The organism is Actinomadura sp. GTD37 (assembly GCF_041951365.1).
In the GTDB taxonomy this organism is placed as follows: Bacteria; Actinomycetota; Actinomycetes; order Streptosporangiales; family Streptosporangiaceae; genus Spirillospora.
On record NZ_JBGNUS010000017.1, the window covers coordinates 1 to 22,886 of the forward strand.

At 73.4% G+C, this 22,886-nt stretch carries 20 protein-coding genes; 7 read left to right on the forward strand and 13 right to left on the reverse strand.

Translation table 11 applies throughout. The features are described 5' to 3' along the window. Window positions 1-623: 623 nt before the first annotated feature. The 11 genes from tyrS to argC all read right to left on the reverse strand — a co-directional run bounded on the left by tyrS (window position 624) and on the right by argC (window position 11,781). A complete protein-coding gene (tyrS, locus tag ACA511_RS40285) occupies window positions 624-1,901 on the reverse strand; it encodes a tyrosine--tRNA ligase (RefSeq protein WP_375030029.1) in 1,278 nt (425 codons plus the stop codon). A 75-nt stretch (window positions 1,902-1,976) separates the two neighbouring features. After that, window positions 1,977-2,426: a hypothetical protein gene (locus ACA511_RS40290; protein ID WP_375030030.1), complete on the reverse strand. Its 450-nt coding sequence runs from the start codon at window positions 2,424-2,426 to the stop codon at window positions 1,977-1,979. Beyond that, complete coding sequence (locus ACA511_RS40295) at window positions 2,419-3,057, reverse strand: DNA-3-methyladenine glycosylase (RefSeq protein WP_375030031.1); 639 nt, start codon at window positions 3,055-3,057, stop codon at window positions 2,419-2,421. The genes ACA511_RS40290 and ACA511_RS40295 overlap by 8 nt, the downstream gene beginning before the upstream one ends. 84 nt (window positions 3,058-3,141) lie before the next feature. Next, window positions 3,142-4,560, reverse strand: coding sequence for an argininosuccinate lyase (gene argH, locus ACA511_RS40300; protein WP_375030032.1), 1,419 nt, complete (start codon window positions 4,558-4,560; stop codon window positions 3,142-3,144). Between the two features lie 166 nt (window positions 4,561-4,726). After that, window positions 4,727-5,929 carry an argininosuccinate synthase gene (locus tag ACA511_RS40305; protein WP_375030033.1) on the reverse strand — a complete coding sequence of 401 codons (1,203 nt, stop codon included), beginning with the start codon at window positions 5,927-5,929 and terminating at the stop codon, window positions 4,727-4,729. A 64-nt stretch (window positions 5,930-5,993) separates the two neighbouring features. After that, on the reverse strand, window positions 5,994-6,509 hold the full coding sequence (locus tag ACA511_RS40310; RefSeq protein ID WP_375030034.1) for an arginine repressor: 516 nt from the start codon (window positions 6,507-6,509) through the stop codon (window positions 5,994-5,996). After that, complete coding sequence (argF, locus tag ACA511_RS40315; protein WP_375030035.1) at window positions 6,506-7,423, reverse strand: ornithine carbamoyltransferase; 918 nt, start codon at window positions 7,421-7,423, stop codon at window positions 6,506-6,508. Before argF ends, ACA511_RS40310 begins: the two co-directional genes overlap by 4 nt. Before the next feature lie 2 nt (window positions 7,424-7,425). Further along, the gene (locus tag ACA511_RS40320) at window positions 7,426-8,667 is read right to left on the reverse strand and encodes an acetylornithine transaminase (RefSeq protein ID WP_375030036.1); all 1,242 of its coding nucleotides are present in this window, start codon (window positions 8,665-8,667) and stop codon (window positions 7,426-7,428) included. After that, entirely contained in the window at window positions 8,664-9,602 is a 939-nt protein-coding gene (gene argB / locus ACA511_RS40325) for an acetylglutamate kinase (protein WP_375030037.1), read from the reverse strand. Before argB ends, ACA511_RS40320 begins: the two co-directional genes overlap by 4 nt. Then, the gene (gene argJ, locus ACA511_RS40330; protein ID WP_375030038.1) at window positions 9,599-10,756 is read right to left on the reverse strand and encodes a bifunctional glutamate N-acetyltransferase/amino-acid acetyltransferase ArgJ; all 1,158 of its coding nucleotides are present in this window, start codon (window positions 10,754-10,756) and stop codon (window positions 9,599-9,601) included. Before argJ ends, argB begins: the two co-directional genes overlap by 4 nt. Continuing rightward, window positions 10,753-11,781 (reverse strand): N-acetyl-gamma-glutamyl-phosphate reductase, encoded by a 1,029-nt coding sequence (gene argC, locus ACA511_RS40335; RefSeq protein WP_375030039.1) that lies wholly within the window; start codon window positions 11,779-11,781, stop codon window positions 10,753-10,755. The genes argJ and argC overlap by 4 nt, the downstream gene beginning before the upstream one ends. A gap of 237 nt (window positions 11,782-12,018) precedes the next feature. Between argC and ACA511_RS40340 the strand changes: the two genes are divergently transcribed. Genes ACA511_RS40340 through ACA511_RS40350 form a run of 3 tightly spaced genes read left to right on the forward strand, consistent with a single transcriptional unit; the run spans window position 12,019 to window position 14,329 of the window. Beyond that, a complete protein-coding gene (locus ACA511_RS40340; RefSeq protein WP_375030040.1) occupies window positions 12,019-12,516 on the forward strand; it encodes a MarR family winged helix-turn-helix transcriptional regulator in 498 nt (165 codons plus the stop codon). Then, entirely contained in the window at window positions 12,513-13,481 is a 969-nt protein-coding gene (locus ACA511_RS40345) for an ATP-binding cassette domain-containing protein (protein ID WP_375030041.1), read from the forward strand. Before ACA511_RS40340 ends, ACA511_RS40345 begins: the two co-directional genes overlap by 4 nt. Continuing rightward, on the forward strand, window positions 13,478-14,329 hold the full coding sequence (locus ACA511_RS40350; protein WP_375030042.1) for an ABC transporter permease: 852 nt from the start codon (window positions 13,478-13,480) through the stop codon (window positions 14,327-14,329). The genes ACA511_RS40345 and ACA511_RS40350 overlap by 4 nt, the downstream gene beginning before the upstream one ends. 490 nt (window positions 14,330-14,819) lie before the next feature. On the opposite strand, the gene ACA511_RS40355 is transcribed toward ACA511_RS40350, so the two are convergent. Together ACA511_RS40355 and ACA511_RS40360 are read right to left on the reverse strand one after the other, a co-directional pair. Beyond that, window positions 14,820-15,554: a hypothetical protein gene (locus tag ACA511_RS40355; protein WP_375030043.1), complete on the reverse strand. Its 735-nt coding sequence runs from the start codon at window positions 15,552-15,554 to the stop codon at window positions 14,820-14,822. Window positions 15,555-15,625: 71 nt separating this feature from the next. Then, window positions 15,626-17,245, reverse strand: a complete 1,620-nt coding sequence (locus ACA511_RS40360) for an ABC-F family ATP-binding cassette domain-containing protein (RefSeq protein ID WP_375030044.1) — start codon at window positions 17,243-17,245, stop codon at window positions 15,626-15,628. Window positions 17,246-17,537: 292 nt separating this feature from the next. Between ACA511_RS40360 and ACA511_RS40365 the strand changes: the two genes are divergently transcribed. From ACA511_RS40365 to ACA511_RS40380, 4 genes are all read left to right on the forward strand, one after another. Next, window positions 17,538-20,282: an AAA family ATPase gene (locus tag ACA511_RS40365; protein ID WP_375030045.1), complete on the forward strand. Its 2,745-nt coding sequence runs from the start codon at window positions 17,538-17,540 to the stop codon at window positions 20,280-20,282. A 69-nt stretch (window positions 20,283-20,351) separates the two neighbouring features. Continuing rightward, window positions 20,352-21,299: an ATP-binding cassette domain-containing protein gene (locus tag ACA511_RS40370; RefSeq protein WP_375030046.1), complete on the forward strand. Its 948-nt coding sequence runs from the start codon at window positions 20,352-20,354 to the stop codon at window positions 21,297-21,299. Further along, window positions 21,296-22,069 (forward strand): ABC transporter permease, encoded by a 774-nt coding sequence (locus ACA511_RS40375; RefSeq protein ID WP_375030047.1) that lies wholly within the window; start codon window positions 21,296-21,298, stop codon window positions 22,067-22,069. Before ACA511_RS40370 ends, ACA511_RS40375 begins: the two co-directional genes overlap by 4 nt. After that, window positions 22,066-22,860, forward strand: coding sequence for an ABC transporter permease (locus ACA511_RS40380; RefSeq protein ID WP_375030048.1), 795 nt, complete (start codon window positions 22,066-22,068; stop codon window positions 22,858-22,860). Before ACA511_RS40375 ends, ACA511_RS40380 begins: the two co-directional genes overlap by 4 nt. Window positions 22,861-22,886: the final 26 nt, after the last annotated feature.

The following is a 22,886-nucleotide window of genomic DNA, read 5'->3' on the forward strand; positions in this document are numbered from 1 at the left end:
CCAAACGACCAACCAAGGGGCGAACCCCAGCCGGCCAAACCTCGAAGAAAATCCCAGCAAACACGCACCCCCACAAAAGAGGGCCGTGCATTGCCTCAAAGAAATCCCCGACCATCCGAAGATGATCACGGGGCGACCCGGCCCCCAAAAAGAAGACCGAGCCGATAAAGGCACTGGCTTTTAACACGCTGTTGAGTTCTCAAGAAACGGACACCCACCGCGCCGAACCCCGCTCTCGCAGACCCGGCTCCGGGGCAACCCTTCAAGCCTACCCGATCCGCCCCGTTTGTCCAACTCTGGGGCCGTTCGGCCTCTGCGTCCCAATTGATGGAGACAAGACGGCTCGCCATCGAGATGGTCTGCAGAGGTTCCCCTTCGGGGCCGGCCGCCTGTTCGGCGTCCCGCTCCCCTGGGGGCGAGTAGAACACTAGATCCACCCGCCAGGGGCGTCAAATCGACCGTGTCCAGGGGTGAAACCCCAGGTCACATGCTGTTTTCCGGACCTCCATCATGCCTCGAACGGGTCCCTCGTAACCGCACTGTGACGTGTATCTACCGAAGTTTGGCCGCAGCATGACGACCGCCCGCCCGGCAGACGGCCGGGCGGGCGGTGACGGAGCGGTTCAGGGAGCGGTCACCTCGACGCCGCCGACGTTCCGCTTGCCGCGTCGCAGGACGAGGTAGCGGCCGTGGAGGAGGTCGGCGGCCGCCGGCACGGCGTCCTCGGAGTCGACCTTGGCGTTGTTGAGGTAGGCGCCGCCCTGCGCGATGGCGCGGCGCGCCTCCGACTTGCTCTTGCACAGACCGGACGCCGCCAGCAGGTCCACCACGGCCGGCAGGTCGCCGGACGGCACCTCGGCGCGGGGCACCTCGGCCAGCGCGGCCCTCAGCGTCCGCTCGTCCAGCTCCTCCAGGGAGCCCTGCCCGAACAGGGCGCGGGAGGCGGCGACCACGCGGGCCGTCTCGTCCGCGCCGTGCACGAGCGTGGTCATCTCCTCGGCGAGCGCCCGCTGCGGGGCGCGGGCCGCCGGACGGTCGGCGCCCTGCTTGACCAGTTCCTCGATCTCCTCCCGGGGGCGGAGGCTGAAGAACTTCAGGAACTGCTCCACGTCCCGGTCGTCGGCGTTGATCCAGAACTGGTAGAACGCGTACGGCGAGGTCAGCTCGGGGTCGAGCCAGTACGTCTCGCCGCCCGCGGTCTTGCCGAACTTGGAGCCGTCGGCCTTGGTGAGCAGCGGCGTGGTCAGCGCGTGCGCGCTGCCGCCCTCGACGCGGCGGATCAGGTCGACTCCCGCGGTGAGGTTGCCCCACTGGTCGCTGCCGCCCGTCTGCAGCAGGCAGCCGTGCCGGCGGTACAGCTCCAGGAAGTCCATCGACTGGAGCAGGACGTAGCTGAACTCGGTGTAGCTCATGCCCGTCGAGTCGAGCCGGGCCTTCACCGTCTCCCGGGCGAGCATCCGGTTGACCGGGAAGTGCTTGCCGATGTCGCGCAGGAACTCGATCGCGGACATGGGGCCCGTCCAGTCGAGGTTGCTGACCATGGTGGCGCCGGTCGGCCCGTCGTCGAAGTCGAGGAACCTCGACACCTGGCCGCGGACCCGCTCGACCCAGCCCGCGACGGTCTCCTCGGAGTTCAGGACGCGTTCGGCGCTCTTGCCGCTCGGGTCGCCGATCAGGCCGGTTGCGCCGCCGACGAGGCCGATGGGCCGGTGGCCCGCCTTCTGGAAGCGGCGCAGCGTGAGGATCTGGATGAGGTTGCCGAGGTGCAGCGAGGGCGCCGTCGGGTCGAAGCCGCAATAGAGGGTGACCGGTCCCGCGGCGAGCAGGGCCCGCAGTTCGTCCAGGTCGGTGGACTGCGCGACCAGGCCGCGCCACGCGAGATCATCCAGGATGTCGGTCACGGTCTCCCTCGTCTCCGGCTTGCATTCCGTCCGCCCCCAGCCTGCACGGGCGGGCACGTGTCACGCCAACGATATTCAACGGCCCTCGCGGTAGCGCACCGGGACGAACAGCTCGTGTCCCGAGTTGAACGCCACCCGGACGCCGTCCGCCTCCCACTTCACGGTCTCGATCCGGAGGCGGACCCCGGTGTTCAGCTCCACGTGCTCGAAATGGCCATAGGACAGGCCCGGGTCGTCGCCGATGTAGAGGTAATGCCCCTTGTACCGGCCGAACACCCGGCTCGTCGTCCGGATCAGCCCGACGTACTGGGCTCCTGCCTCGTCCTCCGCCGACTTCGGCTGCTCGACCCTGCTGACCGTGACGTCCTTGTCGGCGACGCGGTCGACGGCGACGAAGGCCGCGGCGACGACCAGGAGCGCCACGAGCACGTTCCGGAACGCCTTCCTCAGCCGCCGGGCCGGGGGTTTCGCCGACGGCGTCGGCGGCGGCGGCGCGGATGCGACCGGCGGTGCGGAGTCAGTCATTCGCGCCGACCCTCCCTCGCCGCCGCCTCGGCACGTGCGGCCGGTACGGGGAGACGCTCGGGTCGCCCTCGATCCAGAATCGCCATGGGACCTCCTTGGCGCCGTTCACGCCGGTCCGCGGTCCGCTGCGGATCAGCGCGGGGTCCGCGCCCTCGCCTTGGACGATGGTCATCTCCCCGCCGGGCGTGCACACGTCCAGGCCGTTCTGCTCCCGCGCGATGCCGAGGGCCTGGCAGAGCCTGGCCGGGCCGCGGGCGAGGTCGCGGACGGTCGAGCGGGGACGGCGCTCCCGGGCGACGTCCTCGCCGTCGATGATCTCGCCCGCGCGGAGCAGCACCGCCATGGACTCCCCGTCCGGTCCGCAGACCAGGTTCATGCAGAAGTGCATGCCGTAGGTGAAGTACACGTAGACGTGCCCGGGCGGCCCGAACATCACCGCGTTGCGCTGCGTCCGCCCCCGGAAGGCGTGGGAGGCCGGGTCCAGCGGGCCCGCGTACGCCTCCACCTCCGTGAGCCGCGCGGCCACCTCGCCGTCCGGGGTGCGGTGGGCGATCACGTGGCCCAGCAGTGAGGGAGCGACCTCGTCGACCGGGCGGTCGAAGAAATGCCGTGGCAGCAATGCTCCGTCCATCGCCTCACCGTGTCCTAGGGGTGGTACGCCGGGGACGCCAGCCTACGGGGCGCCCCGGCGGTCGCGCAGCCTTCTCTGCGGGCGTCAGGCGTCGGAGCCCGACGCCCAGGCGGCGTGCTCGTTGACCTGGGAGCGCAGCGCGGTGATCTGCTCGCGGACGCGGTCGGGGGCCGTCCCGCCGTACGCCTTGCGCGACGCGAGGGCGCCCTGGACGTTCAGCACCTCGCGGACGTCGGGCGTCAGGTGCGGCGACACCTTGGCGAGCTCCTCGTCGGTGAGGTCGTCGAAGCCCTTGTCGTTGACCTGGCACCACACGACGAGGTGGCCGACGACCTCGTGCGCGTCGCGGAACGCCGTGCCGCGCCGGACGAGGAGTTCGGCGAGGTCGGTGGCGAGGGCGAACCCGTCCGGGGCGAGGGCCTCCAGCCGCTCGGTGTTGACGCGCATCGTCGCGATGAGGCCGGACATGGCCGGGAGGACGAGCAGCAGCGTCTCGACGGCGTCGAACGCGCCCTCCTTGTCCTCCTGAAGGTCGCGGTTGTAGGTGAGCGGCAGGCCCTTGAGGGTGGTCAGCAGGGCGACGAGGTGGCCGATGAGGCGCCCCGCCTTGCCGCGCGCCAGCTCCGCGACGTCGGGGTTCTTCTTCTGCGGCATGATCGACGACCCGGTGGCGTAGGTGTCGTCCATCTCGATCCAGCGGAACTCCTGCGACGCCCAGAGGCAGATCTCCTCGCCGAGGCGCGACAGGTGCACGCCGGCCAGCGCGGCGGCGAAGAGGAACTCGGCGACGAAGTCGCGGTCGGCGACGGCGTCCATCGAGTTGGGCGCGGCGGCGTCGAAGCCGAGTTCGGCGGCGGTGGCCTGCGGGTCCAGCGGCAGGGACGAGCCGGCGAGGGCGCCGGAGCCGAGCGGGGAGATCGCCGCGCGCTTGTCCCAGTCGCGCAGCCGCGCGATGTCGCGGGTCAGCGGCTGGACGTGCGCGAGGAGCTGGTGGGAGAACAGCACGGGCTGCGCGTGCTGCAGGTGGGTCATGCCGGGCGCGGCGACGCCGAGGTTGTGCTCGGCCTGCGCGATCAGCGCGGTCTCCAGCTCGACCAGCCGGGACACGATCTGCCGGGCGTGGTCGCGCAGGTAGAGGCGCAGGTCGGTGGCGACCTGGTCGTTGCGGCTGCGGCCGGCGCGCAGCTTGCCGCCGAGGGCGCCGAGCCGCTCCAGCAGGCCGCGTTCCAGGGCGGTGTGGACGTCCTCGTCGGCGACGGTGGGCCGGAACTCGCCGGACCGGCACGCCTCCTCCAGGCCGTCCAGGGCACCGATCATGCGTTCCAGCTCGTCGTCGGTGAGCAGCCCCGCCCGGTTGAGGACGCGGGCGTGCGCGCGCGAGCCCATCAGGTCGTAGGGGGCGAGACGCCAGTCGAACTGGACGCTCACCGAGAGCCGCGCGAGCGCGTCCGACGGGCCGCCTTCGAACCGGCCGCCCCACAGCCGCGTCGGTGCCTTCGTCACGAAAATCCTCTTCTTCCCACCGCTGATCGTTTTGTCGTCTCCGTGCCGTGCCACCGCGCGGGGACACCGTGACCGGCGTCCCCGCGCGAAATGGCACGTCCGCCACAGGGTACGGCGAAACCGTCCGCGGCCTGCGCTCGGCTGGACCCCCGTGGCGTGCGGTCCGTCAGGCGTTCGTGTCGCGGTCCCGCTTGGCGGAGATCTTGCTGGGCAGGCTCCACAGCTCGACGAAGCCCTTGGCGAGGCTCTGGTCGAAGGTGTCGCCGGTGTCGTAGGTGGCGAGGTCGTAGCTGTAGAGGGACGCGTCGCTGCGCCGGCCGGTCACGACGGCGCGGCCGCCGTGCAGCGTCATCCGGACGTCGCCGGACACGTGCTTCTGCGCGTCGGCGATGAACGCGTCCAGGGACTCCTTCAGCGGCGAGAACCACAGGCCGTCGTACACCAGCTCGCCCCACCGCTGGTCGACGGACCGCTTGAAGCGGGCGAGGTCGCGCTCGACGGTGACGTTCTCCAGCTCCATGTGCGCGGCCATCAGCGCCATCGCGGCCGGGGCCTCGTAGACCTCGCGGCTCTTGATGCCGACGAGCCGGTCCTCGACCATGTCGATGCGCCCGACGCCCTGGGCGCCGGCGCGCCGGTTCAGCTCGGCGATGACCTGGTACGGCGTGAGCGGGCGGCCGTCCAGCGCGACGGGCACGCCGGCCGCGAACGTGATGACGACCTCGTCGGCCTCGCGCGGCTCGGCGGGGTCGGCGGTGTAGTCGTAGACGTCCTCGATGGGCCCGTTCCAGATGTCCTCCAGGAACCCGGTCTCGACGGCCCGGCCCCACAGGTTCTGGTCGATGGAGTACGGCGACTTGGCCGACACGTCGATCGGCAGCCCCTTCTCCTCGGCGAACGCGATGGCCTTGTCCCGCGTCCAGGCGAAGTCGCGGGCGGGCGCGATGACCTTGAGATCGGGGTCGAGGGCGGACAGGCCGGCCTCGAAGCGGACCTGGTCGTTGCCCTTGCCGGTGCAGCCGTGCGAGACGGTGGTGCCGCCGAACTGCTTCGCGGCCGACACCAGGTGCTTGACGATCAGCGGCCGGGACAGCGCCGACACCAGCGGGTAGCGGTCCATGTAGAGGGCGTTGGCCTGCATCGCCGGGACGCAGAAGTCCGCGGCGAACTCCTCCCTGGCGTCCACGACGACGGCCTCGGCGGCGCCGCAGGCGAGGGCCCGCTTGCGGATGTTGTCGAGGTCCTCGCCGCCCTGGCCGACGTCGACGGCGACGGCGATGACCTCGCCGCCGGTCTGCTCGGCGAGGTACGGGATGGCGACGGAGGTGTCCAGGCCCCCGGAGTACGCGAGTACGACGCGCTCGCTCATGGTCATTGTCTCCTGTGCGAAGTGTTCGGATTCGGAAGGCTGGGATGGGGGCCGCGGACGGCCCCTAACTTCGTCGTTCGCGCCCGCCGGTCAGCCTGAGGAGCGCTTGCGCGACGTCCTCCCCGCCGTGGGGGTCGCGGGCGATGACGAGGATCGAGTCGTCGCCCGCGACGGTCCCGAGGATCGTCGGCCACTCGGCGTGGTCGATCGCCGAGGCCAGGTACTGCGCGGCCCCGGGCGGGGTCCGCACCATGACCAGGTTGGCCGACGCCTCGGCCGAGACGAGCAGCTCCGCGGCGAGCCGGGAGAGCCGTCCGGTGAAGGTCTCGGCGGCCCCGGTGCGGGCCCGCCGGATCCGCTCGCCGCCCTCTCCGGGGACGGCGTAGATCAGGCTGCCGTCGTCGGCGCGCAGCTTCACCGCGCCGATCTCGACCAGGTCGCGCGACAGCGTGGCCTGGGTGACCTCGACCCCCTCGTCGCCGAGGAGCTTGGCGAGCTCGCCCTGCGAGTGGACGGGATTGCGGGTCAGCAGCTCGATCACCCGGGCGTGCCGGGCGGCCTTGGTCAGGGGGGTCGTCACCGGGAGCGCTCCAGAAGCCAGACGAGCAGGGCCTTCTGGGCGTGCAGCCGGTTCTCCGCCTCGTCCCAGACGCGGCTCCGCGGCCCGTCCAGGACGGACGCGGCGATCTCCTTGCCGCGGTAGGCGGGCAGGCAGTGCAGGACGATCGCGGCCGGGTCGGCGAGGGCGAGCAGTTCCTCGTCGACGGCGTAGGGCTCGTAGAGCGAGGTGTCCTTGCCGTCCTGGCCCATCGACACCCAGGTGTCGGTGGCGAGGACGTCGGCGCCGGCGGCGGCCTCCGCGGCGTCGTCGGTGACGGTCACGGACCCGCCGGTCGCGGCGGCGATCTCGGTGGCGCGGGCCACGACGGCCGGGTCGGGCGGGAGGGACGCGGGCGCGCCGACGCGGACGTGCATCCCGGCGGTGGCGCAGCCGAGCAGGTAGGAGTGCGCCATGTTGTTGGCGCCGTCGCCGAAGTAGGCGAGGGCGGCGCCGGCGAGGCCGCCCTTGGCCTCCCGGACGGTCTGCAGGTCGGCGAGGACCTGGCAGGGGTGGAACTCGTCGGTGAGGGCGTTGACGACGGGGACGGCGGTGCCGGCGGCCATCTCGTCGATGCGCTCCTGCCCGGCGGTCCGCCACACGATGGCGCCGACCTGCCGTTCGAGGACGCGGGCGGTGTCGGCGATCGTCTCGCCGCGGCCGAGCTGGCTCGTTCCCGCGTCCATCACGAGGGCGTTGCCGCCGAGTTCGGCGATGCCCGCGGCGAAGGACAGCCGGGTCCGCGTGGACGGCTTGTCGAACAGCACGGCGACCGACCGCGGGCCCTCCAGGGGCCGGTGGCCGAAGCGGTCCTTCTTGACCTTCGCGGCGAGGTCGAGCACCTCGGCCTGCTCGGCGGGGGTCAGGTCGTCGTCCCGGAGGAAGTGCCTGGTCATGGTCATCCCTCCTGGGCCGGGGAGGCGGCGTCGAGGATCGCGGGGAGCGCGCCCGTGAACGACCGCGCCTGGTCGGCGGTGAGGACGAGCGGCGGCGCGATCCGCAGCGCGTCCGGCTGGACCGCGTTGACCAGGAAGCCGGCCTCGCGGGCGGCGGCCTCCGCGGCGGGCGCGTGCGGCCCGGTGAGGACGGCGGCCCGCCACAGGCCGCGGCCCCGCACGCCCGCGAGCAGCGGATGGTCGACGGCGTCGAGCCCGGCGGCCAGGGCCTCCCCCACGGTGACGGCGTTGGCGAGGAGGCCGTCCTTCTCGATGGTGCCGAGGACGGCGAGGGCGGCGGCGGCGCCCACGGGGTTCCCGCCGAAGGTGCTGCCGTGGTCGCCCTTGGCGAACAGGCCGCCGTGCGGGCCGAACGCGACGCACGCGCCGATCGGCAGTCCCCCGCCGAGGCCCTTGGCGAGGGTGATGACGTCCGGCCTGGCGTTCTCGTGCTCGAACGCGAACCAGGTGCCGGTGCGGCCGATCGCGGACTGGATCTCGTCGGCGACGAACAGCGCGCCCGTCGCGTCGCAGATCTCGCGGGCGGCCTTGAAGTACCCGTCCGGCGGCGGGACGACGCCCGCCTCGCCCTGCGCCGGCTCCAGGAAGACGGCCGCGCAGTCCTCGTCCACGGCGGCCTTCAGCGCGTCCGCATCCCCGTACGGAACGAAGCGGACGTCGATGGCGAACGGCCCGAACGGCTCCCTGATCGACGCCTTGCCGGTGAGGGACAGCGCCCCCATGCTCCGGCCGTGGAACCCGTTCTCCGCCGCGACGAAGTACGACCGGCCGTTCTGCTTGCCGTACTTGATGGCGAGTTTCAGCGCGCACTCGTTGGCCTCGGTGCCGCTGTTGCCGAGGAACACCCTGCCGTCGCCGCCGAGCAGCGCGCGGAGCCGCTCGGCGAGCAGCACCTCGGGCTCGTGCAGGAACAGGTTGGACGTGTGCGCCAGCGTCGCGACCTGCGACGACACCGCCTCCACGAGGGCCGGGTGGCCGTGCCCGAGCGAGCTGACCGCGATCCCGGCGATCAGGTCGAGGTACTCGCGGCCGCCCGTGTCCCAGACCCGGCAGCCCTCGCCGCGCGCCAGCGCCAGCGGCGGGACGCCGTAGTTGGGCATGAACGCGGCCTCGAACCGGCTCCCGAGGTCGTTCACGGGGCCGTTCACGGGGCCGTTCACGGGGCCGCTCACGGGGCCGCTCACGGGGCCACCTCCGCCGGGGCGCCCGGGAGGCTGGGCAGCACCATCGTTCCGATCCCTTCGTCGGTGAAGATCTCCAGCAGCAGCGAGTGCGGGACGCGGCCGTCCAGCACGTGGGCCTGCGGGACGCCGCCGCGCACGGCCGCCAGGCACGCCTCCATCTTCGGCGCCATCCCCGCCGACAGGCCCGGCAGCAGCGCGGCCAGCTCGTTGGTGGTGAGGCTGTCGATCACGTCGTCGCTGCCGGGCCAGTCGGCGTAGAGGCCGTCGACGTCGGTGAGGACGACGAGCTTCGCCGCGTCCAGCGCGACGGCGAGCGCCGCGGCCGCCGTGTCGGCGTTGACGTTGTAGACCTGGCCGTCGTCGCCGCGCGCGATGCTGGAGATCACCGGGACGCGGCCGTCGTCCAGCAGCGCCCGGACGGCGCCGACCTGCACCTCGACGATCTCGCCGACCTGGCCGAGGTCGACCGGCTCGCCGTCCACGACCGCGCGCTTGCGCTCGGCGGTGAACAGGTTCGCGTCCTCGCCGGACATGCCGAGCGCGAACGGCCCGTGCCGGTTGATGAGGCCGACCACGTCGCGCTGCACCTGCCCGGTCAGCACCATCCGGACGACCTCCATGGCCTCCGGCGTGGTGACGCGCAGCCCGGCGGTGAACGTCGAGTCGATGCCGTTGCGGGCGAGCGCCGCGTTGATCTGCGGGCCGCCGCCGTGCACGATCACCGGCTTCAGCCCGGCGTAGCGCAGGAACACGACGTCCTCGGCGAACGAGTGCCGCAGTGCCTCGTCCGTCATCGCGTGCCCGCCGTACTTGATCACGACGGTCGTGCCGTGGAACCGCTCCAGCCACGGCAGCGCCTTGATGAGCGTCTCGGCCTTCGGCAGCACGCCGGCCCGGTTGCCGCGGATCTCCGCGCCGCTGGTGATCGCGCTCATGTCGAGTACGCCGAGTTCTCGTGGACGTAGTCGGCGGTGAGGTCGGTCGTCCAGACGGTGGCGCTGTGCGGGCCCGCCGACAGGTCGACGGTGATCGTCACGTCGCGGGGCCGCAGGTCCACCTTGTCGCGGTCGTCGCCGAACGAGCCGCTCCGGCACACCCACACGCCGTTGATCGCGACGTTGAGGTCGTCGGGCTCGAAGACCGCGTCGGTGGTGCCGACCGCCGACAGCACCCGGCCCCAGTTCGGGTCCTCGCCGTGGATCGCGCACTTGAGCAGGTTGTTGCGGGCGATGGACCGCCCGACGGTGACCGCGTCGTCCTCGGACGCGGCGCCGACGACCTCGATCGCGATGGCCTTGGACGCGCCCTCGGCGTCCACGAGCAGCTGCCGGGTGAGGTCGGCGCACACCTCGGTGAGCAGCGCGGTGAACTCCTCCTCGTCCGGGACGGTCCCGGCCGCGCCGGACGCCAGCAGCAGGACGGTGTCGTTCGTCGACGTGCAGCCGTCGGAGTCGAGCCGGTCGAGGGTGACGCCGGTCGCCGCGCGCAGCGCCCGGTCGAGCGCCTCGGCGGGCAGGTCGGCGTCGGTGGTGACGACGCAGAGCATGGTGGCGAGGGACGGGGCGAGCATGCCCGCGCCCTTGGCCATCGCGCCGATCATGTAGCCGCCCTCGCCCTGCCGGAAGGAGATCTTGGCGACGGTGTCGGTGGTGCGGATCGCGTCGGCGGCGGCGAGCCCGCCGTCGCCGCGCGACAGCTCGGCGGCGGCCTTGCCGACGCCGGGCAGCAGCAGGTCCATCGGGAGCCGCTCGCCGATCAGCCCGGTCGAGCAGACGGCGATCTCGCCGGCCGAGGCGTCCAGCAGCTCGGCGGCCTTCTCGGCGGTGGCGTGGGTGTCCTGGAAGCCGGGCGCGCCGGTGCAGGCGTTGGCGCCGCCGGCGTTCAGCACGACCGCGCGGACGCGGGCGCCCTTGAGGACCTGCTCCGACCACAGCACGGGCGCGGCCTTCACCCGGTTGCGGGTGAACACGCCGGCCGCCGCGCGGGACGGCCCGTCGTTGACGACGAGGGCCAGGTCGCGGGTCCCGCTGTCCTTCAGCCCGGCGACGACGCCGGCGGCGCGGAAACCCCGGGGGGCGGTGACGCTCAAGGGGACACTCCGATCGTGGTGAGCCCGAGTTCTTCCGGGAGGCCGAGGGCGATGTTGGCGCTCTGGACGGCGCCGCCCGCGGTGCCCTTGGCGAGGTTGTCGACGGCGGCGACCACGACGACGCGGCCCGCCGCCTCGTCCAGGGCCGTCTGGAGGAGGACGGTGTTCGCGCCGAGCGTCATGGACGTCGCCGGCCATGTGCCCTCGGGCAGCAGGCCGACGAACGGCTCGCCGGCGTACGCGTCCGTGTAAGCGGCGCGCAGCGTCGCGGCGGTGACGCCGGGGCGGGCCTTGGCCGTGCAGGTCGCGAGGATGCCGCGGCTCATCGGCGCGAGCGTCGGGGTGAAGGAGACCGTGACCGGCTCCCCCGCGGCCGCGCTCAGGTTCTGCACCATCTCCGGCGTATGCCTATGCGTGCCGCCGACGGCGTAGGCGGAGACCGAGCCCATGACCTCGCTGCCGAGCAGGTGCGGTTTGAGGGCCCGTCCCGCGCCCGAGGCGCCGGACGCGGCGACCACGACGGCGTCGGGTTCGGCGAGCCCGGCGGCGAACGCGGGGGCCAGCGCGAGCGACACGGCGGTCGGGTAGCAGCCGGGGACGGCGATCCGCCGGGCGCCGCGCAGCGCGTCCCGGTGGCCGGGCAGCTCGGGCAGGCCGTAGGGCCAGGTGCCCGCGTGGGGCGTCCCGTAGTACGCCTCCCAGGCGGCCGCGTCGGTGAGCCGGTGGTCGGCGCCGCAGTCGATGACCAGCACGTCCTCGCCCAGGCGCGCGGCGAGCGGCCCGGACCGGCCGTGCGGCAGCGCCAGGAACACCGCGTCGTGGCCGGCCAGGGTCTCGGGGGTGGTCTCGGCCAGGACGCGCCCGGCCAGGGATCGCAGGTGGGGCTGGTGCGCGCCCAGTTCGGTGCCCGCGTTGGAGCCCGCCGTCAGCGCGCCGATCTCGAACTCTGGATGTCCCGCCAGGATGCGCAGCAGCTCGCCGCCCGCGTACCCGCTGGCGCCGGCGACCGCCGTCCGGATTCCCATCTCCCCATGCCCTCTCGAAGACAACAAGCAAAAGTATGCATGACTCTGGATGGCTATCCAACAACGACCCCCGATGTTCCCACCCATTGAGATGAGCGCCACAGCGAAGCCGCCCGCGCATATGTCAACCACGGTTGACACTTGCCAAATGTCAACCTATGTTGACATCGTGACGTCGAGAGTAATTAGATGCCTAAAGGTTTGCCAGCTAAAGATCAGGGCCCTAACATCGTCCGCATGGAGAACTTCGGCATCGGCGACGTCGAGCTTTTCGGCCCCATGCAGGAGTGGCCGACCGGCAGGCTGTTCGCCGCCGCCTCGCGCATGTCGGGCCCCGTCGTGTGGCGCATCATCGAGAAGCACGGCATCAGCCCGGCCGGGTTCTTCCTGCTGCGCCTGCTCATCGTCGAGGACGGCCTGCGTCCCGGCGAGGCCGCCAGGCGGCTGCGCGTCACCCCGGCGACGATCACCTCGGTGGTCGACACGCTGGAGCGCAACGGGCACGTGCGGCGCGAGCGCTCCCACCGCGACCGGCGCGGGGTGATGCTGCGCATCACCGACGCGGGCCGGCAGCTGCTCGCCGAGAAGTCCCGGCCCATCGGCCGGGACCTCGGCCGCCTCTACAACGTCGTCGACGACGCCGACGAGGAGGCCGTCCGCAGGTTCCTGCTCAACCTGATCGAACGATTCGAGAACTACCCCCACGAAGAGGAAGCGGAGGGAGACGGCACATGACCGAATCCCCGGAAGCCGCAGTACGCACGGTCGGCCTCGAGAAGACCTATCCCGCCTCCGGGCCGCGTCCCGCGGTGCCGGCCGTGCGGGGCATCGACCTGGACGTCCCGCGCGGCGAGTTCTTCGGGCTGCTCGGGCCGAACGGCGCGGGCAAGTCCACCACCATCGGCATGCTCACCACGCTGGTCGTCCCGACGGGCGGCAGCGCCCAGGTGACCGGTCTGGACGTGGTCCGGGACTCCGTCGAGATCAAGCGGCGCATCGGCGTCGTCTCGCAGAACAACACCCTCGACAGCGACCTGACCGTCGCCGAGAACCTGGAGTTCCGCGGCCGGTACTTCGGGCTGAGCGCCCGGGACGCCCGCAAGCGCGCCACCGAGCTGCTGGAGCTGTTCGGGCTGACCGAGCAGCGCGGCGGCAACCCGTTCGAGATCTCCGGCGGGCAGGCCAAGCGCGTCATGATCTGCCGCGCGCTCATGCACGGCCCCGAGGTGCTGTTCCTGGACGAGCCGACCGCCGGCCTCGACCCGCAGACCCGCACCAACCTGTGGGAGGTGCTGCGCGGCCTCCAGGCGGCGGGGCAGACGATCCTCCTCACCACCCACTACATGGAGGAGGCCGAGGCGCTCTGCGACCGGGTCGCGGTCGTCGACCACGGCAGGATCCTCGCCAGCGGCACCGTCGACCAGCTGAAGTCCAGCGCGGGCGCCGACACCGTCATCACCGTCGCCTACGACGCCCCCGCGCCGGAGGAGATCAAGGCGCTCTCCGACCGGGAGGGCATCAGCAGGGTCGAGGTGAACGACGGCCAGGTCCGCGTCTTCGCCGCCGACCCGGAGGGCATCCTCGGCGAGCTCGTCACGATCGGCTCCTCCGCCGGCGTCGGCGTCACCGACGCCACCCAGCTCCGTCCCAGCCTGGAGACCGTCTTCCTCGCCCTCACCGGAAGGGAATACCGCGAATGACCGCCTCAGCCGCTCCCGCCGTCCTGGCCCCGCCGCCGCCCGCGCGGGCGACCGTCCCGCGCACGTTCGCCGCGATGATGGCGCGCGAGGCGCGGGTCATGCGCAAGAACTTCCTGTCGACGTTCGTCCGGGTGCTGGTGCAGCCGGTGATGTTCGTGTTCGTGTTCGCCTACGTCCTGCCGAAGCTCGGCGGCGGCGCGATGGCGGGCGGGCCGGGCGGGCCGTCGTTCTCCACCATCCTCGTGCCGGGCCTCGTCGGCTCGTCCATCATCATGCAGGCGATGATGGCGGTGATCTTCCCGCTGATGATGGAGCTGACCTGGCAGAAGTCGATCACGGACCGGGCGCTGGCGCCGGTGCCGATCCCGCTGCTGGCCGCCCAGAAGATCATCGCGGCGGCGGTGCAGGGCCTCATCGGCGGGCTGCTGGTCTTCCCCGCGGTGCTGCTCATCCACGCCGACGGCCAGTCGCCCGACGTGCACGTGGACAACTGGCCGGTGCTGATCCTGGTGATGGTGGCCGGGTCGCTGCTGTCGGCCGCCGGCGGCCTCCTGCTCGGCACGCTGATGAACCCGCAGAAGGTCCAGGTCCTGTTCGCGATGGTGCTGCTGCCGATGACGATGCTCGGCTGCGTGTACTACCCGTGGTCGGCGCTGGACCACATCCGCTGGCTGCAGATCCTCAGCCTGTTCAACCCGCTCGTCTACGTCAGCGAGGGGCTGCGGAGCGCGCTCACCCCCGACATCCCGCACATGCCGTCGTGGGCGTTCCTGCTGGCCATCGTCGGCGGGACGGTCCTGCTGACGTGGGCCGCGACCCGCACATTCACCAAGCGGGTCCTCACCTGAGCCGAGCACGGGAGCGGGGCCCGGGGGTTTTGCCATCCCCCGGGCCCCTGTGGTTACCGCCCACTTCGCACGCCGGCGTCAGTGGGACGCGGATCATCCTGAACGACTCCGGCGCGTTGCCGTTACGCCATCGCCCCACGAGCGGAGCGAGCCGGATTCGAACCGGCATATCCGGAGTTTCGTCCGCGTCCGCGCGATCCGGCGATCGGCGGTGAATGCTGAGCTTCGAGCGAGAATCTGAGGTTGAGCGGGCGGCTGCCTCTACCGGTTGGGCCACCCCGGCGCGGGTGCCGGGGGCGGGATTCGAACCCGCACTGAACGCTCACCCTGATCAGCTTCGGCTTGAGCTTCAGCTTGCGCTCCTCGCGCACCCCCCGCGCGGCGGCGGGGGGATCCTATTGAGTTGTCGCGGGCCGCTCGAGTCGCCGCGGGCCGCGCCCGGACCGGGCCCGGCCGCACCGGGGCCCGGCCGCACCGGGGCCCGGCCGGGTCAGCCGAAGATGTAGCCGAACACGGCGTCGCCCACGCGCCGGTCGGTCACCTCCGCGCCGTTGGCCTCCTCCCGCGCGAACTTCACGGCGTCCCGCAGCTTCTCGACGCGGTCGAGCAGCTCGTTGACCCGCCGGGCCGGCAGCGCGCCGGAGAACTTCACCGTCGTCCAGTGGCCGACGGCGATGTCCTCGTAGTAGACCTCGACCTGGGCCGGGTGCTTCTCGGTCGCCTCCGCCTTGACGTGGTTGCGCGGCACCTTCCTGGTCTTCACCGTGCGGACGGGCTCGGTCCGCCACACGTCGGTGGACGGGTCGAAGGTCCACGTCTCGGCCGCGTCCAGGATCGGCAGCTTCCGCAGGAAGGCGTGCAGGTCGGTGAGCTGCTTCTCCAGGAAGAGCAGGTAGGTGACGGGCACGTCGCGCACCAGCGTCGCGCCGTCCACGGCCACGTCGGCGCGGGCGGCGCAGTTGGCCCAGTCCTTGGTGGCGGTGACGTCGAGCAGCCGGGTGAGCGAGCGCGTCACGTCGCGCAGCACGCCCTCCACCGTGACCTGGACGCGGGTGGACTCGGCGGGCAGCTGCTCGCCGTCCTCGTCCTTCGGCTGGTAGGCCCGCGAGATGCCGGACAGCAGCGGGGCCTTCTGGGTCGACTGGTGCGCCGCCGCCAGCTCCTGGACGGACTTGCTCTTCACGCCCTTCTCGACCGCGATGATCTGGTTGAGCTTCGTCGGCATCCCGTTCACTTCCCCTCGATCGCGAGCACGACCGTAACAGCGGCGCTATCGCGTGATCACCCCATTTATCGCTACTCGATCGGCTCCGTCTCGCTGAGGCCGGCGGTGCGGTCCATGCGCAGCCAGCGGGTGATGCCCAGGGTGCGCAGGAACGGCATGTCGTGGCTGACCACGATCAGCGCGCCCTCGTAGGCGGCGAGGGCCTGCGCGAGCTGCGCGGCGCTCGCCATGTCGAGGTTGTTCGTCGGCTCGTCCAGCAGGAGGAGCTGCGGGGCGGGCTCGGCGAGCAGCAGTGACGCCAGGACGGCGCGGAACCGCTCCCCGCCCGACAGGGTCGCGGCGCGCTGCTCGGCGCGCGCGCCCCGGAACAGGAACCGGGCGAGGCCGGCCCTGATGTCGGTCACCGCGGCCGACGGCGCCTGGGCGCGGACGTTGCCGATGACGCTCAGCTCCCCGTCGAGGACGTCGAGGCGCTGCGGCAGGTAGCGGACGCCGTCCACGCCGATCCTCACCTCCGTTCCGTCGGGCACGCGCTCGCCGGTCAGCGCACGCAGGAACGTCGTCTTGCCCGAGCCGTTCGGGCCGGTCAGCGCGATCCGCTCCGGGCCCCGGACGATCAGCTCGGCGAGCGTGCCGGTCTCCGGCTCGGGCGCGGCCAGGCCGGTCACCGTCACGACCGTCCGGCCGGCCGGGACGCGGGTCGCGGGCAGCTCGATCCGGATCCCGGCGTCCTCGCGGACCGCCTCCTCCGCCTCGGTGAGCCGGGTGCGGGCGCCGGCGAGCCGCTCCTCGTGCATGATGCGGTGCTTGCCGGCCGACTCCTGGGCGGCCCGCTTGCGCGCCCCCATGACGATCTTCGGTTCGCGCTTGTTCTCGTACATCTTGGCGCCGTAGCGCTTGCGCCTGGCGAGCTTGACGTGGGCCTCCTCCAGTTCGCGCTTCTGGCGGCGCAGGTCGGTCTCGGCGGACCGGACCGTCCGCTCCGCGGCCTCCCGCTCGACGGCGAGCAGGTCCTCGTAGGCGGACAGGTTGCCGCCGAACGCCCGGACCGCGCCGTCGCGCAGGTCGGCGATCTCGTCGACGCGGTCGAGCAGCTCCCGGTCGTGGCTGACGACGACGAGCACGCCCGTCCAGGACGCGACCGCGTCGTAGAGGCGGCGCCGCGCGTCCAGGTCGAGGTTGTTGGTGGGCTCGTCCAGCAGCAGGACGCCCGGACGGGCGAGGAACAGCGCCGCGAGCCCGACCATCACGGCCTCCCCGCCGGAGAGGGTCGGGACGGTCCGGTCCAGGCCGAGGTGGTCGAGGCCGAGCCGGTCGAGTTCGGCGCGGGCGCGCTCCTCGACGTCCCAGTCGTCCCCGACGGCGGTGAAGTTCTCCTCGGTGGCCTCGCCGCGCTCGATGGCGTGCAGCGCGGCGCGGGTCGCGGTGATGCCGAGCAGGTCCGAGACGGTGGCCGCGTCGTCGAGGACGAGGTTCTGCGGCAGGTAGCCGATCTCCCCGTCGACGGCGACGGCGCCCGACGCGGGCCGCAGCTCACCGGCGATGATCTTGAGCAGGGTGGACTTGCCGGAGCCGTTGACGCCGATCAGCCCGGTCCGGCCGGTGCCGAACGCGGCGTCGAGGCCGTCCAGGACGACGGTGCCGTCCGCCCAGGCGAACGACAGGTCCGAGCACACGATGGCGAATGACATAAAGGGCGGTCTCCATGGGTTTCGAGCGGTTTCGGGCTGCATGGAGACACCGCGGGATCGCGCGACGCGCCGGCGGGCATGAGAAAGCCCGGCGGATCGGGGTCCACTCTGAGGTCGCGTGCGCGGGCCTGGACGGCCGTACGCGCGGTGTCGGACCTCAGATCCTCAATGGACTCCCCTGCCGGGCGGCGATGTGACGGGACCGAGGTTACCCGACGGCTTATCGCAACACAAGTAGTGTTAAGCGGTTTTCCGGTGGATCTCCGCCGGGCCGCCCGGCATCCTGGTGCGGATGGGAACCGTCAGCCCCGTGTTCGCCGGGCGCGCCGCCGAGATGGCCGAGTTGCGCGACGCCCACGCGCGGGCGTGCGCGGGCGAACCCGCCGCCGTCCTCGTCGGCGGGGAGGCCGGCGGCGGGAAGACCCGCCTCGTCGCCGAGTTCACCCGGGACCTGCGCGCGCTGACCGGCGGCTGCCTCGAGCTGGGCGCGGCCAGCCTGCCCTACGCGCCGTTCAGCGCCGTCCTGCGCCGCCTCGGCCGCGACACCGTCGCCTCGCTGATGCCCGGGACGGCCCTGCCCGAGCTGGCCCGGCTCATGCCCGGGCTGACCGCCGCGCCGCCGCCGGCCGACGACGGCACCGGCCAGATGCGGCTGTTCGAGCACGTCCTCGCGCTGGTGGAGCGGCTCGCCGAGCGGGAACCGCTCGTCCTCGTGATCGAGGACGCCCACTGGGCCGACGGCTCGACGCGCGACCTGCTGTCCTTCCTGTTCCGGAACCCGCCGCGCGGCCGGGTGCTGCCCGTCGTCACCTTCCGCCCCGAAGAGCCCGACACCCGTCCCCTGTTCGCCGACCTGGCCCGCCTCCCCCATGTGACGCGCGTCGGCCTGCCGCCGCTCACCCCGTCCGAGGTGGCGGACCAGATGCGCGGCATCCTCGGCGCCGCCGGTCCCGCCCTGGCGCGGGACGCCCACGCCCGCGCCGGCGGCAACCCGCTCTTCGTGGAGGCGCTCGCCGGCAGCCCCGGCGGAGCGGTCCCCGGTTCGCTGCGCGACCTGCTGCTCGGCCGCGTCCGCCGGCTGCCGGAGGAGTCCCGCGCGGCGCTGCGGGCGGCGAGCGCCGGCGGGGACCGCACCGGGCACGCGCTGCTGGCCGCGGTGACCGGCCTGACCGACGCCGGGCTGAGCGCCGCGCTGCGTCTCGCCGTCGACCGCGGCCTGCTCGTCGCGGACGGCGACGGGTACGCGTTCCGGCACGCGCTCATCCGCGAGGCCGTCCACGAGGACCTGCTCCCCGGCGAGCGCGCCGGGCTCCACCGCCGGTACGCCGAGAGCATCGAGCGCTCCCCCGGGCTCAGCGGCGCCCCGGCGAGCGCCCTGGCCGTCCACTGGCAGGGCTGCGGTGACCACGCGCGCGCCCTCGCGGCCGCGTGGCGGGCCGCCGGCGAGCACCATGCGGCCGCCGCCTACGCCGAACAGCTCACGCTGCTGGAACGCGTCCTGGACCTGTGGGACCTGGCGCCCGGCGCCGCGGCCTCGACCGGCCTCCCCCGGGTCCGGGTGCTGGAGGCCGCCGCGGAGGCCGCCGGGATGGTCGGCGACGCCGACCGCGGGCTGCCGCTCGTCCGGCGGGCCCTGGAGGAGGCGGGGGACGGGCCGGCGGACGACCCCGGCCTGGCCGCGCGGCTGCTGGCGCTGAGGGCGGGCCTGCGCGGCGTCCAGGGCGGGGAGGACGAGCTGGACGACCTGCGGGCGGCCGAACGGCTCGCCGCCGCACCGACGCCGGACCGCGTCCGGGTGCTCTCGCAGCTGAGCTCCCGGCTGCTGGTCTACGGCGAGCACGGCGAGGGGGAGCGGCTCGGCAGGGAGGCGCTGGAACTGGCGCGCGCCCTGGACCTCGGGCCCGCCGTCCCCTCGCTGAAGGCGCTCGTGGCCGCCGCCGCGGCACGGGACGGGGACGGCGACCTGGCTCCCCTCGAACGGGTCAGGCGCCACGACCTCGAACCGAGGGTGCGCGCCCGGACGCTGAACACGCTCGTGCACTGCCTCCTGAACCGGGGCCGCGCCGGCGAGGCCCTGGCGCTCGCGGCCGAGGGGCTCGCCGTCGCGGAGGACGCGGGGGTCGCCTACGGCTCGGGGACGGCGCTCGCGGTCAACGAGGTCGAGGCCCTGTACCGGCTCGGCCGCTGGGACGAGGCCGCCGGGGCGATCCAGCGGCGGCTCGACCGCCACCACGGGCCGGCCTTCCGGCGGCAGATGATGATCTGGCGGATCGCCCTGCTGGCGGCCCGCGGCGCCGGCCCGCGGCCCGATCCGGAGGCGCTCGGCGCCGCGTTCGACACGGGGTTCCCGCAGACCGCGCTGCCGCTCGCCCAGATGACCGTCGAGTGGCGGCTGGCCGAGGACGACCGCCCGGCGGCCCGCGCGGCCGTGGACGCCGTCCTGCGCCATCCGCGGCTCACCGTCCAGCCCTGCCATCTCTGGCCGCTGCTGGAGGCCGCCGCCCGCGCCGGCGGCCCGCGCCTCCCCGAGATCGCGGAACTGGCCGCGCGGGCGCCCGCCGCGACCCCCGTGGCGGCGGCGCACCGGGCGGCCGCCACCGCGCTCGCGGGCGGCCCGGCGGACTGGGACGCCGTCGTCGGCACGTGGGAGGGCCTCGGCCAGCCGTACCCGCTCGCGCGGGCGCTCTTCGACGCCGCCTGCGCCGACCTCGCGGCCGGGGACCGTCCGGCGGCCGCCGCCCGGTTCGCCCGCGCGGCGGACATCGCCGCGCGCCTCGGCGCCGCGCCGCTGGCCCGCCGCGTCTCCGAACGCGCCCGCCGCGCGGGACTGGCCGGGCCGTCCGGCGGGCCGCTGACCGCCCGCGAGTCGGAGGTGATGCGGCTGCTGGCGCGGGGCCGCTCCAACCGGGAGATCGCCGAGGAGCTCGTCATCTCCCCCAAGACCGCCAGCGTCCACGTCTCCCGCATCCTCGCCAAGCTGGGCGCCGCCTCGCGCGGCGAGGCCGTCGCCGCCGCCCGCGACCGCGGCCTGGCCTGAGGGGCCGGTCCGGGAGATAAGCCGGCTCCTTATGGCTCCGGGCCCCGCCTTACGGCGACGGTCGGAGACATGGAAGCCGCCGTGCACACCGCCGGGCTGCGCCGCGTCTACGAGCGCGGCCGGCAGGACCCCGTCGTCGCCCTGGACGACCTGACCCTGACCGTCGAGCAGAACGAGATCCACGGCCTGCTCGGGCCGAACGGGGCGGGCAAGACCACCCTCGTCAAGATCCTCTCCACCGTGCTGCTGCCGTCGGGCGGGTCGGCGCGGATCCTCGGCCGCGACGTGGTCGCGGACACCCGCGCCGTCCGGTCCCGGATCGGGCTCGTCCTCGGCGGCGACCGGGGCCTCTACGACCGGCTGTCCGCCCGCCGCAACCTGCTGTTCTGGGGCGCGCTGTACCGGCTCGACGCCCGGACGACCCGCGACCGCGCCGACGCCCTGCTCGAACGCGTCGGCCTCGCCGACCGCGCGGACGACCGCGTGGAGCGGTTCTCGCGCGGGATGCGGCAGCGGCTGCACCTCGCGCGGGGCCTGCTGCACGAGCCGCGCGTGCTGTTCCTGGACGAGCCGACGTCCGGCCTCGACCCGGTCGCGGCCGGGGCGTTCCGGCGGCTCGTCCTCGACCTGCGCGCGGAGGGCCGCACGTTCCTGCTGGCCACGCACGACATGGACGAGGCGGCGGCGCTGTGCGACCGGGTGACGCTCATCGACCGCGGGCGGATGCTGCTGAGCGGGGACACCGCGCGCGCCGGGCGGTTCCTCGGCGAGCGCGAGTGCGTCGACTTCACCCACCCCGACCCGTCCGTCGCCGGGGACCTGGCCCCGCTGCCCGGCGTGACCGACGTCGAGCGGCGGGACGGGGCCGCCTGGCGCGTCCACACCGCCGACCGGGACGGCACCCGCCGCGTCCTCGCCCGGCTGCTGGACCTCGACGTCCTCACCGCCCGGCGCGGCGAGCCGACGCTCGAAGAGGTCTACCTGCGCGCGGTCGGCGACCGGGGGATGCGGGTATGAGCACGCTCCGCGTGATGTGGCATGCGGTCCTGCTCCAGCTGGCGCTGTCGCGGCGCGACCCCGGGCACGCGCTCATCCTGCTCATCGCGCCCATGCAGACGACGACGATGCTGGCGCTGACCGTGACGGCGCACCGCCCGGACGTCGTGGCGAACGCCGTCCTGGCGCCGGGCCTGATCGGGCTCTGGGTCGCCGCGCTCGACTACGCCGGGCGCATCGTCCCCGAGGACCGCTGGGCCGGGCGGTTCTCCCCGATGATCGCGGCGCCCGTGCCGCTCGGCCCGGTCGTCGCCGGACGGGTCGCGATGGTGGTGCTGGTCGGCGTGGCGGCGTTCGCGGAGTCGTGGCTCGTCGCGGCGCTCGGCTTCGGCCGGGTGCTGACGGTCGCCGACCCCGCGCTGTTCGCCGTCGCGGTCGCGGTCACCTGCCTGGCCACGATCGGCACGGCCACGCTGCTGTCGGCGGTGCTCGTGGTGTCGCGGGCGCGCGACGTCCTGCAGAACTCCCTCGGCTACCCGTTCTACATCCTCGGCGGGATCCTCGTCCCGGTCGCGGCGCTGCCCGGCTGGCTGCACCCGATCAGCCGCGTCGTGTTCCTGTCGTGGAGCGCCGAGCTGCTCCGCGGCGCCGTGCACGGGGACGCGCGGGGCTGGCCCCGGTCGGTCGCGGCGATCCTCGTGCTGGGCGCGGCCGCGATGGCGGCGGGGCTGTGGCTGACACGGCACTACGTGGACCAGTCCCGCCGGAAAGGGACGGTGGAGTTCGCATGAGGGACGTGCTCCGGATCGTCCGGGAGTCCCTGAACCTGGGGTTCGCGGAGATGGGCGCCGTCTACACGTGGCGGACGTGGACGTTCGGATGGCTGATGCGGCTGCTCTGCCAGGCGACGTTCTACGCGCTGCTCGGACGCTACGTCGGCGACGAGGCCACGATGCGGTACGTGCTGATCGGCAACATCGTCGTGCTGGCCTGCATGGAGTCGACCATCGTGGTGATCTCGCTGGCCGGTGAGCGGCGCATGGGGACGCTGCCGCTGCTCGCCATCGCACCGTCCGGGCACCTGCCGGTGTACCTCGGGCGGGGGCTCCAGTGGACGGTGACGGGCCTGACCAGCTCGCTCGTCGCGTGGCTCGTCCTGCCGCCGCTGCTGGGCGTCCCGCTGCCGTGGCCGCGCGCCGCGTACGCGTTCCCGGCCGTCCTGCTGATCCTCGCGAGCAGTTACGGCTACGGGTGCGCGCTGGCGGGCGTCGCGCTGCGGATGCGCGGCGTCGAATGGCTGGTGCTCAACGCCGCGTACGGGATCGTGATGACGTTCGGCGGAGTGAACGTCCCGATCGGCGTCTGGCCCGCCCCGCTGGAGGCCGCGGCGCACGCGCTGCCGGTCGTGCACGGGCTGGAGGCGGTGCGCGGCATCCTGGACGGCGCGCCCGCCGGCCACGTCATGCGCCTGCTCGGGACCGAGGCGCTCGTCGGGGCCTGCTGGTACGCGGTGGCGGCCCTGTCGATGGACCGGCTCGTGTCCGTCGGCCGCCGCGACGGCGGCCTCGACCACGCGGGCTGAGACGCGGACGCGCCCCGGACCCGGCG

Bases quoted from the DNA above. Each gene is read 5' to 3' on its own strand.
- ACA511_RS40295 (WP_375030031.1), bottom strand. From the start codon at position 3,057: ATGGACGGAGCATTGCTGCCACGGCATTTCTTCGACCGCCCGGTCGAC.
- ACA511_RS40380 (WP_375030048.1), top strand. From the start codon at position 22,066: ATGAGGGACGTGCTCCGGATCGTCCGGGAGTCCCTGAACCTGGGGTTC.
- ACA511_RS40365 (WP_375030045.1), top strand. From the start codon at position 17,538: ATGGGAACCGTCAGCCCCGTGTTCGCCGGGCGCGCCGCCGAGATGGCC.
- ACA511_RS40370 (WP_375030046.1), top strand. From the start codon at position 20,352: ATGGAAGCCGCCGTGCACACCGCCGGGCTGCGCCGCGTCTACGAGCGC.
- argF (WP_375030035.1), bottom strand. From the start codon at position 7,423: ATGACCAGGCACTTCCTCCGGGACGACGACCTGACCCCCGCCGAGCAG.
- ACA511_RS40290 (WP_375030030.1), bottom strand. From the start codon at position 2,426: ATGACTGACTCCGCACCGCCGGTCGCATCCGCGCCGCCGCCGCCGACG.
- argB (WP_375030037.1), bottom strand. From the start codon at position 9,602: ATGAGCGCGATCACCAGCGGCGCGGAGATCCGCGGCAACCGGGCCGGC.
- ACA511_RS40305 (WP_375030033.1), bottom strand. From the start codon at position 5,929: ATGAGCGAGCGCGTCGTACTCGCGTACTCCGGGGGCCTGGACACCTCC.
- ACA511_RS40345 (WP_375030041.1), top strand. From the start codon at position 12,513: ATGACCGAATCCCCGGAAGCCGCAGTACGCACGGTCGGCCTCGAGAAG.
- ACA511_RS40340 (WP_375030040.1), top strand. From the start codon at position 12,019: ATGGAGAACTTCGGCATCGGCGACGTCGAGCTTTTCGGCCCCATGCAG.
- ACA511_RS40355 (WP_375030043.1), bottom strand. From the start codon at position 15,554: ATGCCGACGAAGCTCAACCAGATCATCGCGGTCGAGAAGGGCGTGAAG.
- ACA511_RS40350 (WP_375030042.1), top strand. From the start codon at position 13,478: ATGACCGCCTCAGCCGCTCCCGCCGTCCTGGCCCCGCCGCCGCCCGCG.
- ACA511_RS40375 (WP_375030047.1), top strand. From the start codon at position 21,296: ATGAGCACGCTCCGCGTGATGTGGCATGCGGTCCTGCTCCAGCTGGCG.
- ACA511_RS40360 (WP_375030044.1), bottom strand. From the start codon at position 17,245: ATGTCATTCGCCATCGTGTGCTCGGACCTGTCGTTCGCCTGGGCGGAC.
- argC (WP_375030039.1), bottom strand. From the start codon at position 11,781: ATGGGAATCCGGACGGCGGTCGCCGGCGCCAGCGGGTACGCGGGCGGC.